Origin of the sequence: Rhodococcus sp. IEGM 1306 (genome assembly GCF_036541985.1) — a bacterium.
Classification (GTDB): domain Bacteria; phylum Actinomycetota; class Actinomycetes; order Mycobacteriales; family Mycobacteriaceae; genus Rhodococcus_F; species Rhodococcus_F qingshengii.
The window spans coordinates 64,379-80,371 of record NZ_JAZHFF010000003.1; the positions used below are offsets into that span (position 1 = coordinate 64,379).

Below are 15,993 nucleotides of genomic sequence, written 5' to 3' on the forward strand. Positions count from 1 at the left end.
ATTGATGACTGACTACGACAAGCTCTACATCGGTGGAGCATGGGTGGCCCCGGCCACCGACCAGGTACTCGAAGTGTTCTCTCCCGCAACGGAGGAGCGCGTCGGCAGCTGTCCCATCGCAGCACCGGCAGACATCGACGCGGCCGTGTCCGCAGCCCGCGCGGCGTTCGAGGGACCGTGGTCACGCACCACCCCCGCTGAGCGCGGCGCAATCCTCGCCAAGGCCGCCAAGCTGATCGAAGAGCGCAGCGCGGAAATCAACCAGCTCATCTCCAACGAGATGGGTCAGCCGCCCGCCATGGTCGGCATGATGCAGCAGACCCCGTCGATGGCGACGCTGGGCTACTACGCCGAACTGGCCGACAAGTTCGCGTGGGAAGAGAAGCGCACCGGGGCATTCGGGCAGACCAAGGTGACCCGTGAGCCCGTCGGCGTCGTCGCCGCCGTGCTGGCCTGGAACGTCCCGCTGTTCCTGGCGATCAACAAGCTGGCACCCGCACTGCTCGCCGGCTGCACCGTACTGCTCAAGCCCGCACCCGAATCCCCTCTCTCCGTCCACGTGATCGCCGAGATCTTCACCGAGGCAGGTGTTCCCGAAGGCGTCATCTCGGTACTCCCCGGCGGAGCCGAGACCGGCGAATACCTGGTCTCTCATGCGGGCATCGACAAGATCACCTTCACCGGATCCAGTGCCGTCGGCCGCAAGATCGGTGCCATCGCCGCGCAGAACCTCAAGCGCTGCTCCCTCGAACTGGGTGGCAAGTCCGCCGCGATCATCCTCGAGGACGCCGACATCGCCGCCGGAATGCCGATGCTCGTCATGTCCGGCCTGATGAACACCGGTCAGGCCTGTGTCGCTCAGACCCGAATCCTCGCTCCCCGTTCGCGTTACGACGAGGTCATCGAGGGAATGAAGACCGCGGCAGGCTTCATGACCGTCGGCGATCCGTCCGATCCCGCAGCACAACTCGGCCCGCTGATCTCCGAGAAGCAGCGCGAGCGCGTCGAGGGATACATCGCCAAGGGCAAGGAAGAAGGCGCACGCGTCGTACTCGGTGGTGGACGTCCCGCCGGCCTGGACAAGGGCTGGTACGTCGAGCCGACGATTTTCGCCGACGTGGACAACTCGATGACCATCGCACGTGAGGAGATCTTCGGACCCGTTCTCTCGGTGATTCCGTACGACTCCGAGGACGAGGCCATCAAGATCGCCAACGATTCCGATTACGGCCTCGCCGGATCGGTGTGGACCACCGACATCGATCACGGACTCGAAGTTGCCGCGCAGATCCGCACGGGTACCTACGCGATCAACTGGTACGCCTTCGATCCCGGCTCACCGTTCGGTGGTTACAAGAACTCCGGTATCGGTCGCGAGAACGGACCTGAGGGCCTCGAAGCCTTCTGCGAGACCAAGTCCGTACTCATGCCGCCCGGCTACGTGGGCTGACCCACCCGAGGCCAGCACCCTTTGCTGACAGTTGGCACCCGTTCCGACCTGCCGGAACGGGTGCCAGCCCCGTGAAATGGGTGCCAACTCCCAGCGAATCCACAGATCCACCCGGTACCGTCGAAAACGAATCAGTCATCTCACAAAGGACATTCATATGCTCACCAACGCCATCAACGCTTTCCTCGCACTCTGGGGCAGCGCCTCCGTCGGCAGCAGTGGATACCAGATCCCGCCGGGAACCCTTCCCTTCGGTTCCTGAGACATGAATGTTTGAAGCCCGCCGATTGGTCAATCGGCGGGCTTCAAACGTAATCGAGGCACTATTCAGGCCAGTCCACGCTCCCGACGAAGCGCATCCTCCATCTGCTCATACTCGCGACGCGCAGAATCCCGTTCCAGGATATGACTGCCGTGCGTGCAAAGCTCGGGCGCTCGAACTGCAGGGATGAATATGGAAACGGGCCACGTGAGACCAACTGCTAGAAATCCGAACATTCCTGTAAATATCGCCTCTGTCGAGAAAAAGGAGCGATACACTCCGTGTTTCCTTCTCCAGTAAGACGTCCCTATTGCCCGACCGATTACAGCATAGGAGATGAATGCAATGAATCCGACTACTACCATGTCCATTGAATATCCTCTCGACCGATTGATAACGAATATTTTTCGCCGGATTCAGGCACTCGGCAGCCAACTCTCATAGCGTTGACATCGACGTTCACCGAACCTACTGCGCTAGCCTGAGCAGCATTGACTCATCGGTGCTGCGCGCATGGGCTACCGCCTTGCCCGTGGCACCTCGTGCAATTTCCAAAGGTTCCCCACACCTTCCCCTCCCCGTTGCAGACCGAACATTTGCCGTGCTGGCAATCCCGGCACCTATTGTCGTATCCCATGGTTCACTCCTCGAATTCGCATTGGTCTGAATATTTCTACCCAATCTAGATACTCATGGCAGTCGTCTGATTGACGGACAATCGCCACAGGGTCCTGGTTGCATTCAAGAGAAATCAATTCAGGCTGACCGGGTCCGCAAGAAATATTCGACCACTTGAATCGAATTGACCGTCTCACTGATGGACAGAACCCGCTGAGCGCACTTCGCGCCCAACGGGTTCTCTGTTTCGCCGACCTATATCTATCGGTCCAGAACGTGATCCACCAAGTGATCCTCGTGACCGGACACCAACGCGTCGGCATCTCCGGCGTTCACATGACCGAACCACGTACCACCAGGGTTCGCGATCACCAACGGCCCAAGGTTGCACGGGCTCAGACAACCCGTTCCCGTCACCTTTGCCGACGTTCCTTTGGCCGCGGCGCTCATGGCCCGGTGCAACGGTCCCGCTCCGTACGCCATACAGCGCGGGCCCTTGCACACCAACAGATGAGTCTCATGCGGTTCGATCACGGACCAGGCCGGACTGCGATACGACGCCGGACTGGCAGAGATCGGCTTTCCCGCCGAGTCGAGTTCGTCGATCACCTGCGCGGCCACTGCACCTTCCAAAGATTCCGATTCGTGTAGCGACACTTCCAGTTCGGCGTCGATCCGGGTTTCACGCCAGTTCGCGACCGCCTTGCTGGTCCACGTGAGCAGGTACCGATCCCTCGGAACCGCAACGGGAATCAACACGACCTTGTCCACGTCATCGGTACGCGCTCGATCGAGTTCCTCGTGAAGGCTCGGCGACGCGACATCGAGGTACGCAACGCAAACGTCGACGTCTGTGCCCGCCTGAACAGCGTCGAGCATCCGCCGTGCAGCCGACTCGTCCAGGCCACTGACAGTCGGCCGTAATACGACGATCACCCGACGCGAGGACCGATTGTCGCTCATGCCGACGGCGCGGTTGTCCAGTCGATGCTGCTCGACGGAGCCAGCCCGAACTCTTCGATCTTCGCGCGCAACTGTTCCGCGCCGTAGATGTTGGGGAATCCGCTGGTGAACATGGCGAGCGGAAGTACGACGAAGCGGTTCTGCTTGACGGCGTCGAGGTCGCGTAGGCCTTCTCGGCTCTTGATCGCGTCGATCTTCCCCTGTACTTCGTCAGCGCTCTTCTTGTAGTCCATGATCACGATGACGTCGGGTTCGGACTTCGCTACGGTCTCCCAGCTCGCTTTGAACCAGGTGTTGTCGACATCGGCGAACACGTTGGTTCCTCCGGCCGCGTCGATGATTCCGTTGGGGGCTCCGTTGCCTCCACTGGTGTACAGATCTTCTTCACCGCTGTCGTAGATCAGTACCTTCGGCTTGTCGGCGGCATCCGGGGCCGACTCCAGACGCGCCAAACGCGAATCCAATTCGGTCTGAGCCTGGGCGGCGGTGTCCTCGGTTCCGAACAGCTTTCCGTAATTGGTCACGTCCGCACGGAGAGCATCCCACGGCCCCATCGTTCCGAGCGCGGAATCCGCGGCGGCGCTCTGCCGACAACTGTCGGAGATGACATATGCATCGATATTGTTGCTCTGCAGTGATTCCGGCGTCACGCCGGAGGCGCCCTTGAACAAGCCGCTGTAGGACCCGACCACCAGGTCCGCCTGCTTACCCAGAATCGTCTCCATCGTGATCGTTCCGTCCAGGTGTGGAACGTCGGCGATACCGGGACCGAACATCGAGTCCATGACCGCGTCGTTGTTCGTGTTCAACACGACGGCAGCGAGGCGATCCAGACCGCCGACTCGGAGAATGGTGCCGATATTGGCCGCATTGCTTGTCGCAACAACTTTTTCGATCGGACGTTGGAAAGTGCTTTCCGTTCCACAGTTCTCCAGCGTGACCGAAGTCTTGTCCGCGGATTCGTCGACGGGCGCGGTTGCCGAGCATCCGGACACGGCCAACAACGCTGTTGCGGCTGCGACCGCACCGAACGACGCTCGGGTCTTGACGTGTATCAAAGTGCACTCTCCGAAAATGTGTGTTGTGGTTGAGGATTTCGTGATTCGAATACGAGGTGTGAACGGCCGGTAACCGGGTTCACGAGCGCGAATGTCTCGACGCCGAAAACAGTTGCCACGACCGAGGTCGTGAGAACGTCGGAGGGATGGCCGAACGCATGGCCCACGCCATCCGCGAGAACGAGCACCCGATCACACACTGCTGCAGCCAAATCGAGGTCGTGCAGTGCCATGATCACCGTCCGGTCCAGCGACCGGACCAGATCGAGCAGTTCGAGTTGGTGCCGGATGTCGAGATGATTGGTCGGCTCGTCGAGGATGAGCACGCCGGCGTCCTGCGCGAGTCCCCGGGCGAGAAACACCCGCCGACGCTCCCCACCGGACAGCGTGTCCATGGAAGAGAACCGGTGCTCGATCATTCCGACCTCGCCCAGAGCACGATCAACGACGGCCTTCTCGTCCTTGCCGCCGACACTCCAGGGCTTTGCATGTGGTGTGCGGCCCAGAGTCACGTACTCGTGCACCAACAAATCGGCGGGACTCTGCTCTTCCTGCGCCACAAAGGAAATGGCTTTGGCCCGCGAACGCGCGGACATCGTGTGGACCGACTCGTCGCCGACGCGAACGTCACCGTCGGCGATCGGCCCGAGACCGGCAAGAGCCCGCAAGAACGTCGACTTGCCCGAACCGTTCGGACCAACCACGCCGACCACTGCGCCGGCGTCAGCCGCGATGTCGACGCCTTTGACGATGGTTCGACGGTCGATGCGGACAACGACTCCGGACGCTGTCAGCGGCAGCGCTCGGGCGCTCACGAACTACCCCCGAATCGGTAGCGCCGACGGCCGAGAAGCAGAAGAAACAGCGGGGCGCCGATCACCCCGGTCACCACGCTCAGCGGGATCTCCGTCGGTCGCAACGAGGTCCGCGCCACGACGTCGACCCATACCAGGAACGACGCGCCGATCAGTGCTGCCGCCGGCAATACCACTCGATGTCTGGCTCCGACGATCATGCGTGTGACGTGCGGAATAACCAAGCCTACGAAGGCAATCGCGCCGGACACTGCAACCATCGTGCCGACCAACGCTGCCAGCACTCCGAACAACACGTTTCGCAGGGTTCGGATGGGAATACCGAGCGAAGCGGCGACGTCCGGCCCGGCCGCCAGTGCGTCGAGCCAACCGTGCAGGGCGAACACCGCTGCCGTCAGCAGGACCACAACGATGACCGGCACCCACAACTTGTCCCAGGAGGCCCCGGCCAAACTTCCCAGGAGCCAGAACAATACGGACTGTGCGGCCTGTGAGTCGTTGGTGCGCAGCACCAGAAAACTCGCGATCGCCGACAGGGCGGATGCGGTGACTGTCCCGGTCAGAACCAATCGCAGCGGGGTGATGCCGCCTTGCAGTGTCGCGATGGTGAAGACGAGAATCGCAGCACCCAATGCCCCGATCATCGCACCGAAGCTGAGCGCCCATACTCCGGCGCCGGCGAACAGTCCGGTGGTGATGACGGCGGTGGCACCGACACTCGCGCCGGATGACACTCCGAGCAGGTGGGGATCGGCGAGAGCGTTACGGACGAGGGTTTGCACCACCGCACCGGCGACGGCAAGACCAGCGCCGACAGCCAGACCGAGCAGTACCCGCGGTGCTCTGATTCCCCACACGATCGCAAGTTCGGAACGCGTGACGGGTGGGCCTCCGAAGCGCGAGTGCACCACGTCCACCACAGTGGACACGGGGAGCATCTCGGATCCGAATGCCAACGCGCACACAGCAGAGAGCACGGTGACGACCAGCAGAGCGGGCAGCACGATACCCGGACTGAGCCGTCCTCGAGGCGCACCGGCCTTCGGCGAAGACAGGTGGGTAGGTGGAGACAGAGCTCCGCCAACAGCATTCATGGTGTGACCGATCCATCCTCGTGGCATGACACAACGTCAACGAGGGTGGTATCTGGCTACGGTCGACGCGTGGACGACCTCACAGTGGCGGGACCGCGCCGGAATTGCACCGACTTCCCATTACCTCGATGATGACGTCAGAACCATAACGGACCGCAGTCACCATTCGATACACCGGATCAGGATTCCGACGCGATCATCGATCTCGCCTGCCGCACGACGGCTTCGGTGCGCACGCAAAGTTCTTCGGGTGAATCCGATTCCAGCACAACCCGATGCACCTGGCCGTCCACGGCAGTCACAGTCAACCGCGACGTCAACAACGCATCGTCCGCACTGAAACCGCGGCTCTGCAAGTACTCCGAAAAACCTAGTACCAGTTGCCGATTCATTCCTTCGACCTGTTCGATGAGCTCAGGGGTCCGAGGAACCTGATCGTAGAGCAGGTGAAAGAACTGTCGCGGATTACTGTTCACTTCGATCGCGCACTCCACCAACAACCTGACAGCCTCGTCCGGAGTGAGTTCACGCTCGGCGATGTCGGCAAGGCAGACCGCAAAACGTTCCCGCGCGGCACTCACGTGACGGCTCGCCAACTCCGAGAGGATCTCGTACTTGTCGCCGAAATACTGGTAGAGCGAGCCCACCGAGACGCCTGCCTCGTCAGCGATCCGGTTGGTGGTCGCCGCCATGCCCTCCGACGCGAAAACGCGAGTAGCTGCCTCCAGGATCGCGTCGTAGGTAGTCCTCGAGCGCTGCTGGGAGGGCCTTTTCCGCCGAGTCGACACGGTCCTCCGATGCGAGTTGTCAGCCGCGACGCCGGTACCGAGAATTGTGTAGGTGACCAGCGCCGATTACTCGAAGTTTATGCCCGACCGGTACACCGCCCACATGCCGGCGCCGACCACGACGTGGTGGGAGTGGAACGGCAACACCGTCCACGTCGCACGGGCAGTGGCTCCAGACGCGCCGGTTCGGGTTCTCGGCATCCACGGCGCCGGCGGGTACTCGGGCGCTTTGTGGCCCTTTGCCGGGATCGGCGTGAAGCTCGGCGCCGAAGTCCTCTTCCCTGACCTTCCGCTGTACGGCGACACCGTCGTAGGCGATCCCGCCGGCGTCCGGTACGAGCAGTGGGTCGAACTCCTCTGTGACCTCGTCCGGGCCGAGAAAGCAGCCGACGATAGGCCGCTGGTGCTTCTGGGAGCCAGCATCGGCGGTCTGCTGGCCTACGAGGTAGCCGCGCGAACCGGTCTGGCCGACGCCGTCGTCGCCACCTGTCTGCTCGATCCCTCGAATCCGTCGGCCAGAGCTGCCGCGGCGCGGTTCGGCCCGATGGGTGTCTATGGCGCTCCCCTGATGCGCCGCACCGAAAGTCTGGTGGGCCGTATCCGCGTGCCCATCCGTTGGGTCGCCGACGTCGCGAACATGAGCAGCAACCGTGAACTCGCGACGCTGTGCGCAACCGATCCGCGCGGTGGCGGTGTTCGGGTGCCACTCGGATTCCTCAGCAGCTACTTCTCGTTCGAGCACACCGCACCCGAAGCATTTCGGACGACGCCCGTCCTGCTCACGCACCCGGCCGACGACCGATGGACGCCACCCGAACTGAGCCTGCAGTTCCTCCGCCGCATCAACGCACCCACCGAATTCGTGATGCTGGACGGGTGCGGGCACTTTCCCGTCGAAGAGCCGGGCCTGACGCAGTTCCACGACGCCGTCGACACACTGCTGCGCTCCGTCGCCGAACGTCACCGCACGAAACCGTCGCCACCCGCCTAGCCTGAAGTTCGTGAGCATCGAACCCAAGGCCGAGCCGACGGGAAACGGCAACGAGAGCACCACGACAGTCGTACTGGCGTTTGCGGCTAACGCGCTGATCGCCGGGGCCAAGACGGCGGCCGCCATCGTCACCGGATCTGCGTCGATGGTCGCCGAGGCCACCCACTCCTGGGCCGATACCGGCAACGAAGTGCTGCTGCTGATCGCGAACCGCCGCTCGAAAAGGGTTCCCGACCGAGACCAGCCACTCGGGTACGGCCGGGAGGCCTACATCTGGTCGATGTTCGCCGCCCTCGGACTCTTCGCGCTCGGCGCAGGTGTGTCGATCACCCACGGCATCCAGGAACTGTTCCATTCCGAACCGGCCACCGACTTCGGTGTCGCCTACGCAGTCCTCGGCGTCTCGTTCATCCTCGAAGGCATCTCGTTCCGGCAGGCGTACAAGCAACTCCGAACCGAAGCGTCCGCCGTGAACCGCGACGTCATGGCCCAGGCGCTCAACACATCCGACCCGACGACCCGGGCCGTGTTCGCCGAAGATGCTGCAGCACTGATCGGTTTGGTCATCGCATTCGTCAGCGTCCTACTGCACCAGATCACCGGTTCACCGATCCCCGACGCCCTCGGCTCCATCTTCGTCGGCATACTTCTCGGAGTCATCGCGATCATCCTGATCGACCGCAACCGCCGATTCCTGGTCGGCGAAGAGGCCTCACCGACGCTGCGGGCAGCAGCCGTCGAAGCTCTCACCCAACTACCCGAGATCAACCGAATCACGTTCCTACGCATGGAATACCTCGGGCCGCGGCAGGTCTACCTGGTGGCCAGCGTCGATCTGGTCGGTGACTACGCGGAATCCCGAGTGGCCCACACGTTGCGCGAACTCGAACGCTCACTCGAGCAGAGTCCACGCGTCGTGCGAGCGATCCTGACCCTCTCGACGCCCGAAGAACCGTCGATCGCAGTCTGAACTTCCGGCCGGGCGATAGGCTCGTTCGATGCGCGCACTGATCGTGATTCTGGCGGTTCTGGGATTTGTCGTCGGGGGAATTCCCCTGGTGGGCAGTCTGATCGACGTGATGACCAGTCCCGACGAGACAATCGTCTATCAGGGTTCCTACGTACCATTTCGGGACATGCAGATGGCTCGGGACAACGAATCGACGATAGCCACCGCCTACGAACCCTTAGACGGACCGCGCTGGCTCGTCCTTGCCTGCTATCCCCTGATCGGAGCAGCGCTGGGCGTTTTGACGGCCTCCGTACTGGGACGTCTCGGGTGGCGCCTGACGCGACCCTGAGCAGACGCCGATGGCCACCCGTCGTCTGCACGAGGGGTGGCCATCGAAGAAGGACAGCTTCAGATGTACATCGCAGGATCGATGTAACTGTTCGGGTCCACCAGTTTCTCCTTGGTAGTCCGTGGCCGCGCCACCGCCGGGATACCCGTCGCGATGGATTCGGCCGGAACATCTCTGGTGACAACGGCATTGGCGCCGATAGCGCTACCTTCACCGATAACGACAGGTCCGAGGATCTTGGCACCAGCGCCGACGGTGACCCGGTCACCCAGCGTCGGGTGACGCTTGACCTGTTCGAGCGAGCGACCACCGAGAGTGACACCGTGATAGAGCATCACGTCGTTACCGACTTCGGCCGTCTCCCCGATCACGACGCCCATGCCGTGGTCGATGAAGAACCGTCGACCGATGGTGGCACCCGGATGGATCTCGATGCCGGTGACGAAGCGCGTCAGCTGCGAGAGCACTCGCGCCGGGCCACGTAAGGCGGGGACGGCCCACATGCGATGCGCAACCCGATGCGCCCAAATGGCATGCAGCCCTGAATAAACGAGCGCGTTCTCCACATTGCTGCGCGCGGCAGGATCCTGACCGCGCGCAGCCTGCAGGTCCTCGCGAATTGTCCCGAGGATACTCACAAGTCTCAGTCCCGGATGTGTTCGAACAGCGGGGTGGAGATGTAACGCTCGCCGAAGTCGCACACGACAGCCACGATCAGCTTGCCGGCATTTTCCGGACGCTTCGCCAACTCGAGTGCGGCCCAGACGATGGCACCGGACGAGATGCCGCCCAGGATGCCTTCCTTGGTGCCGAGTGCGCGAGCGACCTCGATGGAATCGGGGAACGAAACGTCGATGATCTCGTCGTAGATCTCACGATCGAGGACGTCGGGCACGAAGTTCGCGCCGATTCCCTGGATCTTGTGAGGGCCGGGCTGGCCACCGTTGAGGATCGGCGAGTCGATGGGCTCGACACCGACGATCTTGACCTCGGGCTTGTACTTGCGAAGGGTGCGTCCGACGCCGGTGATGGTGCCGCCGGTGCCGATGCCGGACACGAAGATGTCGACGGCGCCGTCGGTGTCGGCCCAGACCTCTTCGCCCGTCGTGGCCTCGTGGATGGCCGGGTTGGCCGGGTTCGCGAACTGGCTGGCCGAGACTGCGTTCTCGGTCTGCTCGACGATTTCCTTGGCCTTGGCGACTGCACCGGCCATGCCCTCGGAGCCCGGAGTCAGGACGATCTCGGCGCCGTAAGCACGCAGCATCACGCGACGCTCGGTGGACATGGTCTCGGGCATGGTCAGGATGACCTTGTAGCCGCGAGCAGCACCGACCATGGCGAGTGCGATACCGGTGTTACCACTGGTGCCCTCGACGATCGTGCCACCGGGCTTGAGTGCACCGGACTTCTCGGCGGCGTCGATGATCGCCACGCCGATCCGGTCCTTGACGCTGTTGGCCGGGTTGTAGAACTCGAGCTTGACGGCGACCTGTGCGTCCAGGCCCTCGGTCAGACGGTTGAGCCGCACGATCGGGGTGCGCCCGACCAATTCGGTCACGTTGTTGTAGATCCCGCTCATATCTGGTCCTCCTGAGGATCGAGTGTGTCGACCCGCTCGCTGATCACTGCTTTACGGCTGAACTGCATAACGGCTGAACTGCTTAACGGCTACAGGCAAGGGCATACAGACGACCGATGCCGCATCGGTTCATCAAATTGAACCAATGCGGCATCAGGCCACTACATACGGGGGCGGTTTATCAGGCCAACCGCTGCTTCAGAGCTTCGAACTCGTCACGAATGCCGGTCGGCAGCTTCTCGCCGACGAAGTCGAACCACTCTTCGATGAGCGGGATCTCGGCCTTCCACTCGTCGATGTTGACCGCGAGGGCCTCGGTGATGTCGGCGTCCGACACGTCCAGTCCTTCGATGTCGAGTGCCGATCCGGTGGGAACGACGCCGATCGGGGTGTCGATGCCGGCAGCCTTGTGCTCGATGCGCTCGACGATCCACTTCAGGACGCGAGAGTTCTCGCCGAAGCCTGGCCACAGGAAGCGTCCGTCGTCGCCGCGGCGGAACCAGTTGACGTAGAAGACCTTGGGGAGCTTGGACGCGTCCGCGGACTTGCCGAGGTCGATCCAGTGCTGGAAGTAGTCACCGACGTTGTAGCCGAGGAACGGCAGCATCGCCATCGGATCGCGGCGAACCGTACCGACCTGGCCTTCGGCTGCTGCGGTCTGCTCGGAGCCGACCGTTGCACCCATGAAGACGCCGTGCTGCCAGTCGCGAGCCTCGGTGACCAGCGGAACCGTCGTCTTGCGGCGTCCACCGAACAGGATTGCCGAGATCGGCACGCCCTTCGGGTCGTCCCACTCGGGAGCCATGATCGGGCACTGCGACATCGGGGTGCAGTAACGCGAGTTGGGATGAGCCGCATGGGTGCCCGACTCGGGCGTCCACTCGTTGCCCTTCCAGTCGATCAGGTGCTGCGGGTCGCCTTCGAGGCCTTCCCACCAGACGTCACCGTCGTCGGTCAGAGCGACGTTGGTGAAGACCGTGTTGCCCTGGTCGATGGTGCGCATGGCGTTGGGGTTCGACGACCAGTTGGTGCCGGGAGCCACGCCGAAGAAACCGAATTCCGGGTTGACGGCGTAGAGCTGTCCGTCCTCACCGAAACGCATCCAGGCAATGTCGTCACCGAGGGTCTCGGCGCGCCATCCGGGGATGGTCGGCTGGATCATCGCGAGGTTGGTCTTGCCACAAGCGGAGGGGAATGCCGCCGCGATGTAGTAGGCCTTGTCCTCGGGCGAGATGAGCTTGAGGATGAGCATGTGCTCGGCCAGCCAGCCCTCGTCGTGCGCCATTGCCGAAGCGATACGCAGCGAGTAGCACTTCTTGCCCAGGAGAGCGTTTCCGCCGTAGCCGGAACCGAAGCTCCAGATCTCACGATCCTCGGGGAAGTGGGTGATGTACTTGGTGTCGTTGCACGGCCACGCGACGTCTTCCTGGCCTTCGGCCAGCGGAGCGCCCAGCGAGTGCAGCGCCTTGACGAAGAATCCGTCGGTGCCGAGCTTGTCGAGAACCTTGCTGCCCATGCGGGTCATGACGCGCATGGAGACGACGACGTACTCGGAATCGGTCAGTTCGACGCCCAGCTTCGGGTCCTCGGCGTCGAGGGGGCCCATGCAGAACGGCACGACGTACATGGTGCGTCCACGCATGCAACCGCGGTACAGGTCACCCATGAGGGTGCGCATCTCCGCGGGGTCCATCCAGTTGTTGGTGGGGCCTGCGTCGATTTCTTCCTTCGAGCAGATGTACGTACGCGATTCGACTCGCGCGACATCGGACGGATCGGAGTTGCCGAGGAAAGAGTTCGGCTTCTTCTCGTCGTTGAGGCGGGTGAAGGTTCCTGCCTCGACCAACTTCGTTGTCAGTCGGTCCCATTCTTCGTCCGAGCCGTCTGCGAAGACGACGCGATCAGGCTGGGTGAGTTCGGCAACCTCTTGCACCCATGCAAGCAGTTCCTTGTGCTGCGTGGGGGGCGTGCCGTCAGTTCCATTGAGACCGGGAATGGTCGCTGAGGTCATCAAACTCTCCTGGGGTGAGCCGGAACCGGGTTCTCGTGACACCGGATGCGAACTGCAGCGCCCCGATACCAGTCGATCCCGGTGTCCCCCTCTCGACGGGGTCCAGCCGCGTCATCCACTCACGTGGATTTCACGGACGCCGGGTGTCCTATGTATTGAGGTTAACGCTGGCTGTTCACCTGCAGGTAATCGGGTGCGGTCAGAAATGTCACAGAAACGATTCAGTTGGTGTGTTCAGGTGCCTACCCGGCGCTCAGAGCACATAAACGGAAGCTTTTCAGAGCGCTCCGGCATCGATTTTCTGCCACACGAGGGCGCCTTCGTCGTCTCGACTGCATTCCCAGGCCGAGTAATCCCCGTCCGACTCGATCATCGTGAGGCGATCGGCGCTACCGTCACGATCGAAATCGGACACGATCACGACGTCGTCGTCGGAGTGGACGACACGGCTGTCGACCGTTCCGTCACCGTCCAAGTCGAAGGCGTCGAAGTTCAGGTCGCCGGCGTCGACCGGTCCCGACGAGGGCCCGAACGTCTCGGGCTCGATACGCCCCGCATCGAGCGCTTCGGCTTCGTGCCCGTCGATGTGTCCGGGCGTGATCAGAAATGCGTCCATTACTCCCCCTACTGGATGGTGACCTACTGCTTCGGCAACCCCTACCGAAACCGTCCGCTCAGTATTACCAGACCCCGTCGATCAGTCGTGGCCGAAATTGCGGCGCTGTGGAGAACTCCGCACTCGCGAAACGTCAGTAGGCGGCGTTCAAAACGGCGAGGTCGCGCTCGCACGACGCCAGTTGACCCGATCTGGCCGCGGCAAGCTCACGAAGTTCACCGTCGATCTCCGCGATTCGGGCCTGCGCCGACGCCAACTGCTCGCGGCTCTCCGCCATGATCGCCGCTCCCAGATCTGCCTCGGCCTCGAGCAGCACGCTCTGCACTCGCTGCTCCCACTGTGCGCGAACGGTCGACATCGATTCGACGATCCACGACCTGGAGTGGGCACGATCAGCCATCAGCCCGCGAGTTCGCGCCAACCACCAGGCCGCGGCGCCACCCAGAACCAACGTCACGGGGATGCTCACGAACTCCAGGGCCGGAATCATCTCCAGCGGAGTCACCGCGATCCGGCCGAGGCCGAGGCCCGCGGACGCGCCGACAAGAATTGTCACGCGTTCCTCGTTTCCGCGCTGACGGCCCGGCGGGTTCTCCGGAATCCGTGGGGAAGGCATGAACCCGGTCGTGCCCGCCACTTCCACCGCTGCCGTCATCGCGGCATCGAAGACCCGGGTGTGATGGTCGACCTCGTGCTGCAACCGCACCGGCATACTGCCCAATTCGGCTCGCGGGGCCGCGTCGACCCAGCCACGTGCCCCCGCGACCGTCGCCCGGGTTGCGTCGGCGATCTGTTGCAACAGATCCCCGCGCGCTCGCTGCAGTCTGCTTCGGACCTGCACCAGGCGTTCGCCTCGCCGGCCGTCACGGTCTGCGAGCAGCTGTGATCGCTCGGCACGCAGTTCGGCACCAGGAACACTGTCACGCAGATTCCGGATCTCCATCTCGATCATCCGGCGCGTCTGTGCGATGACACCGGAATCCGAACCGCCTGCTTCCCTCTCCCGTGCCGCCCGGCTCACGACCTCGACGAGCGACTGCTCTTGACCAGGCGCAATCGGGACCACCGGGGCCTGAGCAAAAGCAGTGCAGTGCGAAGTGAGAATCTCGGCATCACGCCGGCGCACAGCCTGCCAGTCTCGGTAGACGTCGACGCGGGTCAGCGCCACCACCACCGGGGTTCCGCTCTCGGCGGCATCGTCGAGGAGATGAAGATCCTCGCGCCCGATCACACTGGCGGCGTCGACGACCAGAAGTACGACGTCGGCGTCCACCTCGCGTGTCACTGTCGAACAATTATCCGAAGCACTGAACATCTGCGCGACGTCTTCCCGTCCACCCCTCGACGGGCCGACGACGTAAATGCGAGTGCCACTGGATGTTTCGGCGGCGACCTGGCGACCCGGATCGGATGCCGGATTCCATCGCTGCACCACGCGCAGCACCGAATCCGGAAGTACCGAAACGCTATTCATCGGTCGCTACCGGAGCGGAGCGATCGCCCCCGAGCTGCGCCCACCGACGCACATACCCGCGGCGAATCAGTGAGACCCTTTGTTGCGGAGCCTGTTCCGACTCGTCCACGAGCCGGCCCCACCATCGACAGCACGTGCCCGCGTCGTCAGCGGTACGAGGATCGGGAGGCTCGCCTTGACGAAGGGCTCGAATTTCGGGGCTCGTCATCGCCGCCGCGGCACCGAACAACACCGCGGAGTCCGACCTCAGATACATCTCGATCTCGTCTCTACCGGCGGTGTTGCGCGAGGCAGATTGCGTCAGCTCCGGGCCGATCCGCTCGACCCGGCGCCACCACTGCGTCTCCAGGACCGGGCCGAGGGCCGCGAACAACTCTTCGACGCCGCGCCCGGTCAACGTCTCCACCGGAACCGTGTGCACGCCGACGGTCTCCGAGATTTCCGCCGCCCGTCCCAGTGCCTCGTCCCAGCGCGGCCCGAACAGGTCGGCCTTGTTCGCAGCGACGACCACACGATCGGAAACTCGGGCAATGGCTCGGCGGTCGACGTCGCGGACCGCGTCTACCACTACGTAGACAACGCAACGACGACCCAGATCGGGGTTCGACGTTCCGGGGACGTCGAATGCCCGCGACTCGGTCACCACAACCGGTGCGCCGACGACTCTGCGCGAGAACCGGTCGTCGCGCCCCAGGATCCGCGCCAACGACGACCGCCCCACCCCTGCCCGTCCGGCGACCACCAGCTCGAGCGGCGCAGTCAGCGATCCGAGCACGGAGTGAACCGTCTCCGCGGCTCCCGAATCGATCGACGTCAGCCGATATGCCAGAGCGCGCAACTGGTCGATCGGCTCCGCGCAGGCGTCGTCGATCGATTCTGCGGGCAACATTCGTGACCAATCACGGCATGCAAATCCTGTGTTCATCCCCACCCCACGTCCCCATCGTGTCGGTGAGATTCTGTCAGGTTCTCG

At 63.1% G+C, this 15,993-nt stretch carries 15 protein-coding genes and 1 riboswitch; of the genes, 4 read left to right on the forward strand and 11 right to left on the reverse strand.

Features of this window, described 5'->3' with window-relative positions:
* Nucleotides 1-4: 4 nt before the first annotated feature.
* A complete protein-coding gene (locus tag V3587_RS09920; RefSeq protein ID WP_003945530.1) occupies nucleotides 5-1,450 on the forward strand; it encodes an aldehyde dehydrogenase in 1,446 nt (481 codons plus the stop codon).
* Between the two features lie 1,141 nt (nucleotides 1,451-2,591).
* Here the strand turns inward: V3587_RS09920 and V3587_RS09925 are convergent.
* The 5 genes from V3587_RS09925 to V3587_RS09945 form a co-directional block, all read right to left on the reverse strand.
* A complete protein-coding gene (locus V3587_RS09925; RefSeq protein ID WP_283376646.1) occupies nucleotides 2,592-3,293 on the reverse strand; it encodes a (2Fe-2S) ferredoxin domain-containing protein in 702 nt (233 codons plus the stop codon).
* Nucleotides 3,290-4,351 (reverse strand): ABC transporter substrate-binding protein, encoded by a 1,062-nt coding sequence (locus V3587_RS09930; RefSeq protein WP_283376645.1) that lies wholly within the window; start codon nucleotides 4,349-4,351, stop codon nucleotides 3,290-3,292. The genes V3587_RS09925 and V3587_RS09930 overlap by 4 nt, the downstream gene beginning before the upstream one ends.
* Nucleotides 4,348-5,166 carry an ABC transporter ATP-binding protein gene (locus V3587_RS09935; RefSeq protein WP_166811630.1) on the reverse strand — a complete coding sequence of 273 codons (819 nt, stop codon included), beginning with the start codon at nucleotides 5,164-5,166 and terminating at the stop codon, nucleotides 4,348-4,350. The genes V3587_RS09930 and V3587_RS09935 overlap by 4 nt, the downstream gene beginning before the upstream one ends.
* On the reverse strand, nucleotides 5,163-6,170 hold the full coding sequence (locus V3587_RS09940; protein WP_235172258.1) for a FecCD family ABC transporter permease: 1,008 nt from the start codon (nucleotides 6,168-6,170) through the stop codon (nucleotides 5,163-5,165). The genes V3587_RS09935 and V3587_RS09940 overlap by 4 nt, the downstream gene beginning before the upstream one ends.
* 117 nt (nucleotides 6,171-6,287) lie before the next feature.
* Nucleotides 6,288-6,423, reverse strand: a riboswitch (cobalamin riboswitch).
* Between the two features lie 16 nt (nucleotides 6,424-6,439).
* Nucleotides 6,440-7,048 (reverse strand): TetR/AcrR family transcriptional regulator, encoded by a 609-nt coding sequence (locus V3587_RS09945; RefSeq protein ID WP_283376644.1) that lies wholly within the window; start codon nucleotides 7,046-7,048, stop codon nucleotides 6,440-6,442.
* Between the two features lie 52 nt (nucleotides 7,049-7,100).
* Between V3587_RS09945 and V3587_RS09950 the strand changes: the two genes are divergently transcribed.
* Genes V3587_RS09950 through V3587_RS09960 form a run of 3 tightly spaced genes read left to right on the forward strand, consistent with a single transcriptional unit; the run spans nucleotide 7,101 to nucleotide 9,340 of the window.
* Nucleotides 7,101-8,039: an alpha/beta hydrolase gene (locus V3587_RS09950; RefSeq protein ID WP_283376643.1), complete on the forward strand. Its 939-nt coding sequence runs from the start codon at nucleotides 7,101-7,103 to the stop codon at nucleotides 8,037-8,039.
* A 10-nt stretch (nucleotides 8,040-8,049) separates the two neighbouring features.
* Entirely contained in the window at nucleotides 8,050-9,009 is a 960-nt protein-coding gene (locus V3587_RS09955) for a cation diffusion facilitator family transporter (RefSeq protein WP_283376642.1), read from the forward strand.
* Between the two features lie 28 nt (nucleotides 9,010-9,037).
* Entirely contained in the window at nucleotides 9,038-9,340 is a 303-nt protein-coding gene (locus V3587_RS09960; RefSeq protein ID WP_095971387.1) for a hypothetical protein, read from the forward strand.
* A gap of 59 nt (nucleotides 9,341-9,399) precedes the next feature.
* Here V3587_RS09960 and epsC read toward each other — a convergent pair whose 3' ends face one another.
* From epsC to V3587_RS09990, 6 genes are all read right to left on the reverse strand, one after another.
* Nucleotides 9,400-9,978: a serine O-acetyltransferase EpsC gene (gene epsC / locus V3587_RS09965; RefSeq protein ID WP_003945907.1), complete on the reverse strand. Its 579-nt coding sequence runs from the start codon at nucleotides 9,976-9,978 to the stop codon at nucleotides 9,400-9,402.
* A 5-nt stretch (nucleotides 9,979-9,983) separates the two neighbouring features.
* Nucleotides 9,984-10,919 carry a cysteine synthase A gene (gene cysK / locus V3587_RS09970; protein WP_003945916.1) on the reverse strand — a complete coding sequence of 312 codons (936 nt, stop codon included), beginning with the start codon at nucleotides 10,917-10,919 and terminating at the stop codon, nucleotides 9,984-9,986.
* Nucleotides 10,920-11,100: 181 nt separating this feature from the next.
* Nucleotides 11,101-12,930, reverse strand: coding sequence for a phosphoenolpyruvate carboxykinase (GTP) (locus V3587_RS09975; RefSeq protein WP_003945806.1), 1,830 nt, complete (start codon nucleotides 12,928-12,930; stop codon nucleotides 11,101-11,103).
* A 277-nt stretch (nucleotides 12,931-13,207) separates the two neighbouring features.
* Nucleotides 13,208-13,546 carry a DUF6802 family protein gene (locus V3587_RS09980; RefSeq protein ID WP_283376641.1) on the reverse strand — a complete coding sequence of 113 codons (339 nt, stop codon included), beginning with the start codon at nucleotides 13,544-13,546 and terminating at the stop codon, nucleotides 13,208-13,210.
* Between the two features lie 133 nt (nucleotides 13,547-13,679).
* Nucleotides 13,680-15,020, reverse strand: a complete 1,341-nt coding sequence (locus tag V3587_RS09985) for a hypothetical protein (protein ID WP_283376640.1) — start codon at nucleotides 15,018-15,020, stop codon at nucleotides 13,680-13,682.
* Nucleotides 15,013-15,909, reverse strand: a complete 897-nt coding sequence (locus tag V3587_RS09990; RefSeq protein ID WP_200317997.1) for a GTPase domain-containing protein — start codon at nucleotides 15,907-15,909, stop codon at nucleotides 15,013-15,015. Before V3587_RS09990 ends, V3587_RS09985 begins: the two co-directional genes overlap by 8 nt.
* Between the last annotated feature and the right edge of the window lie 84 nt (nucleotides 15,910-15,993).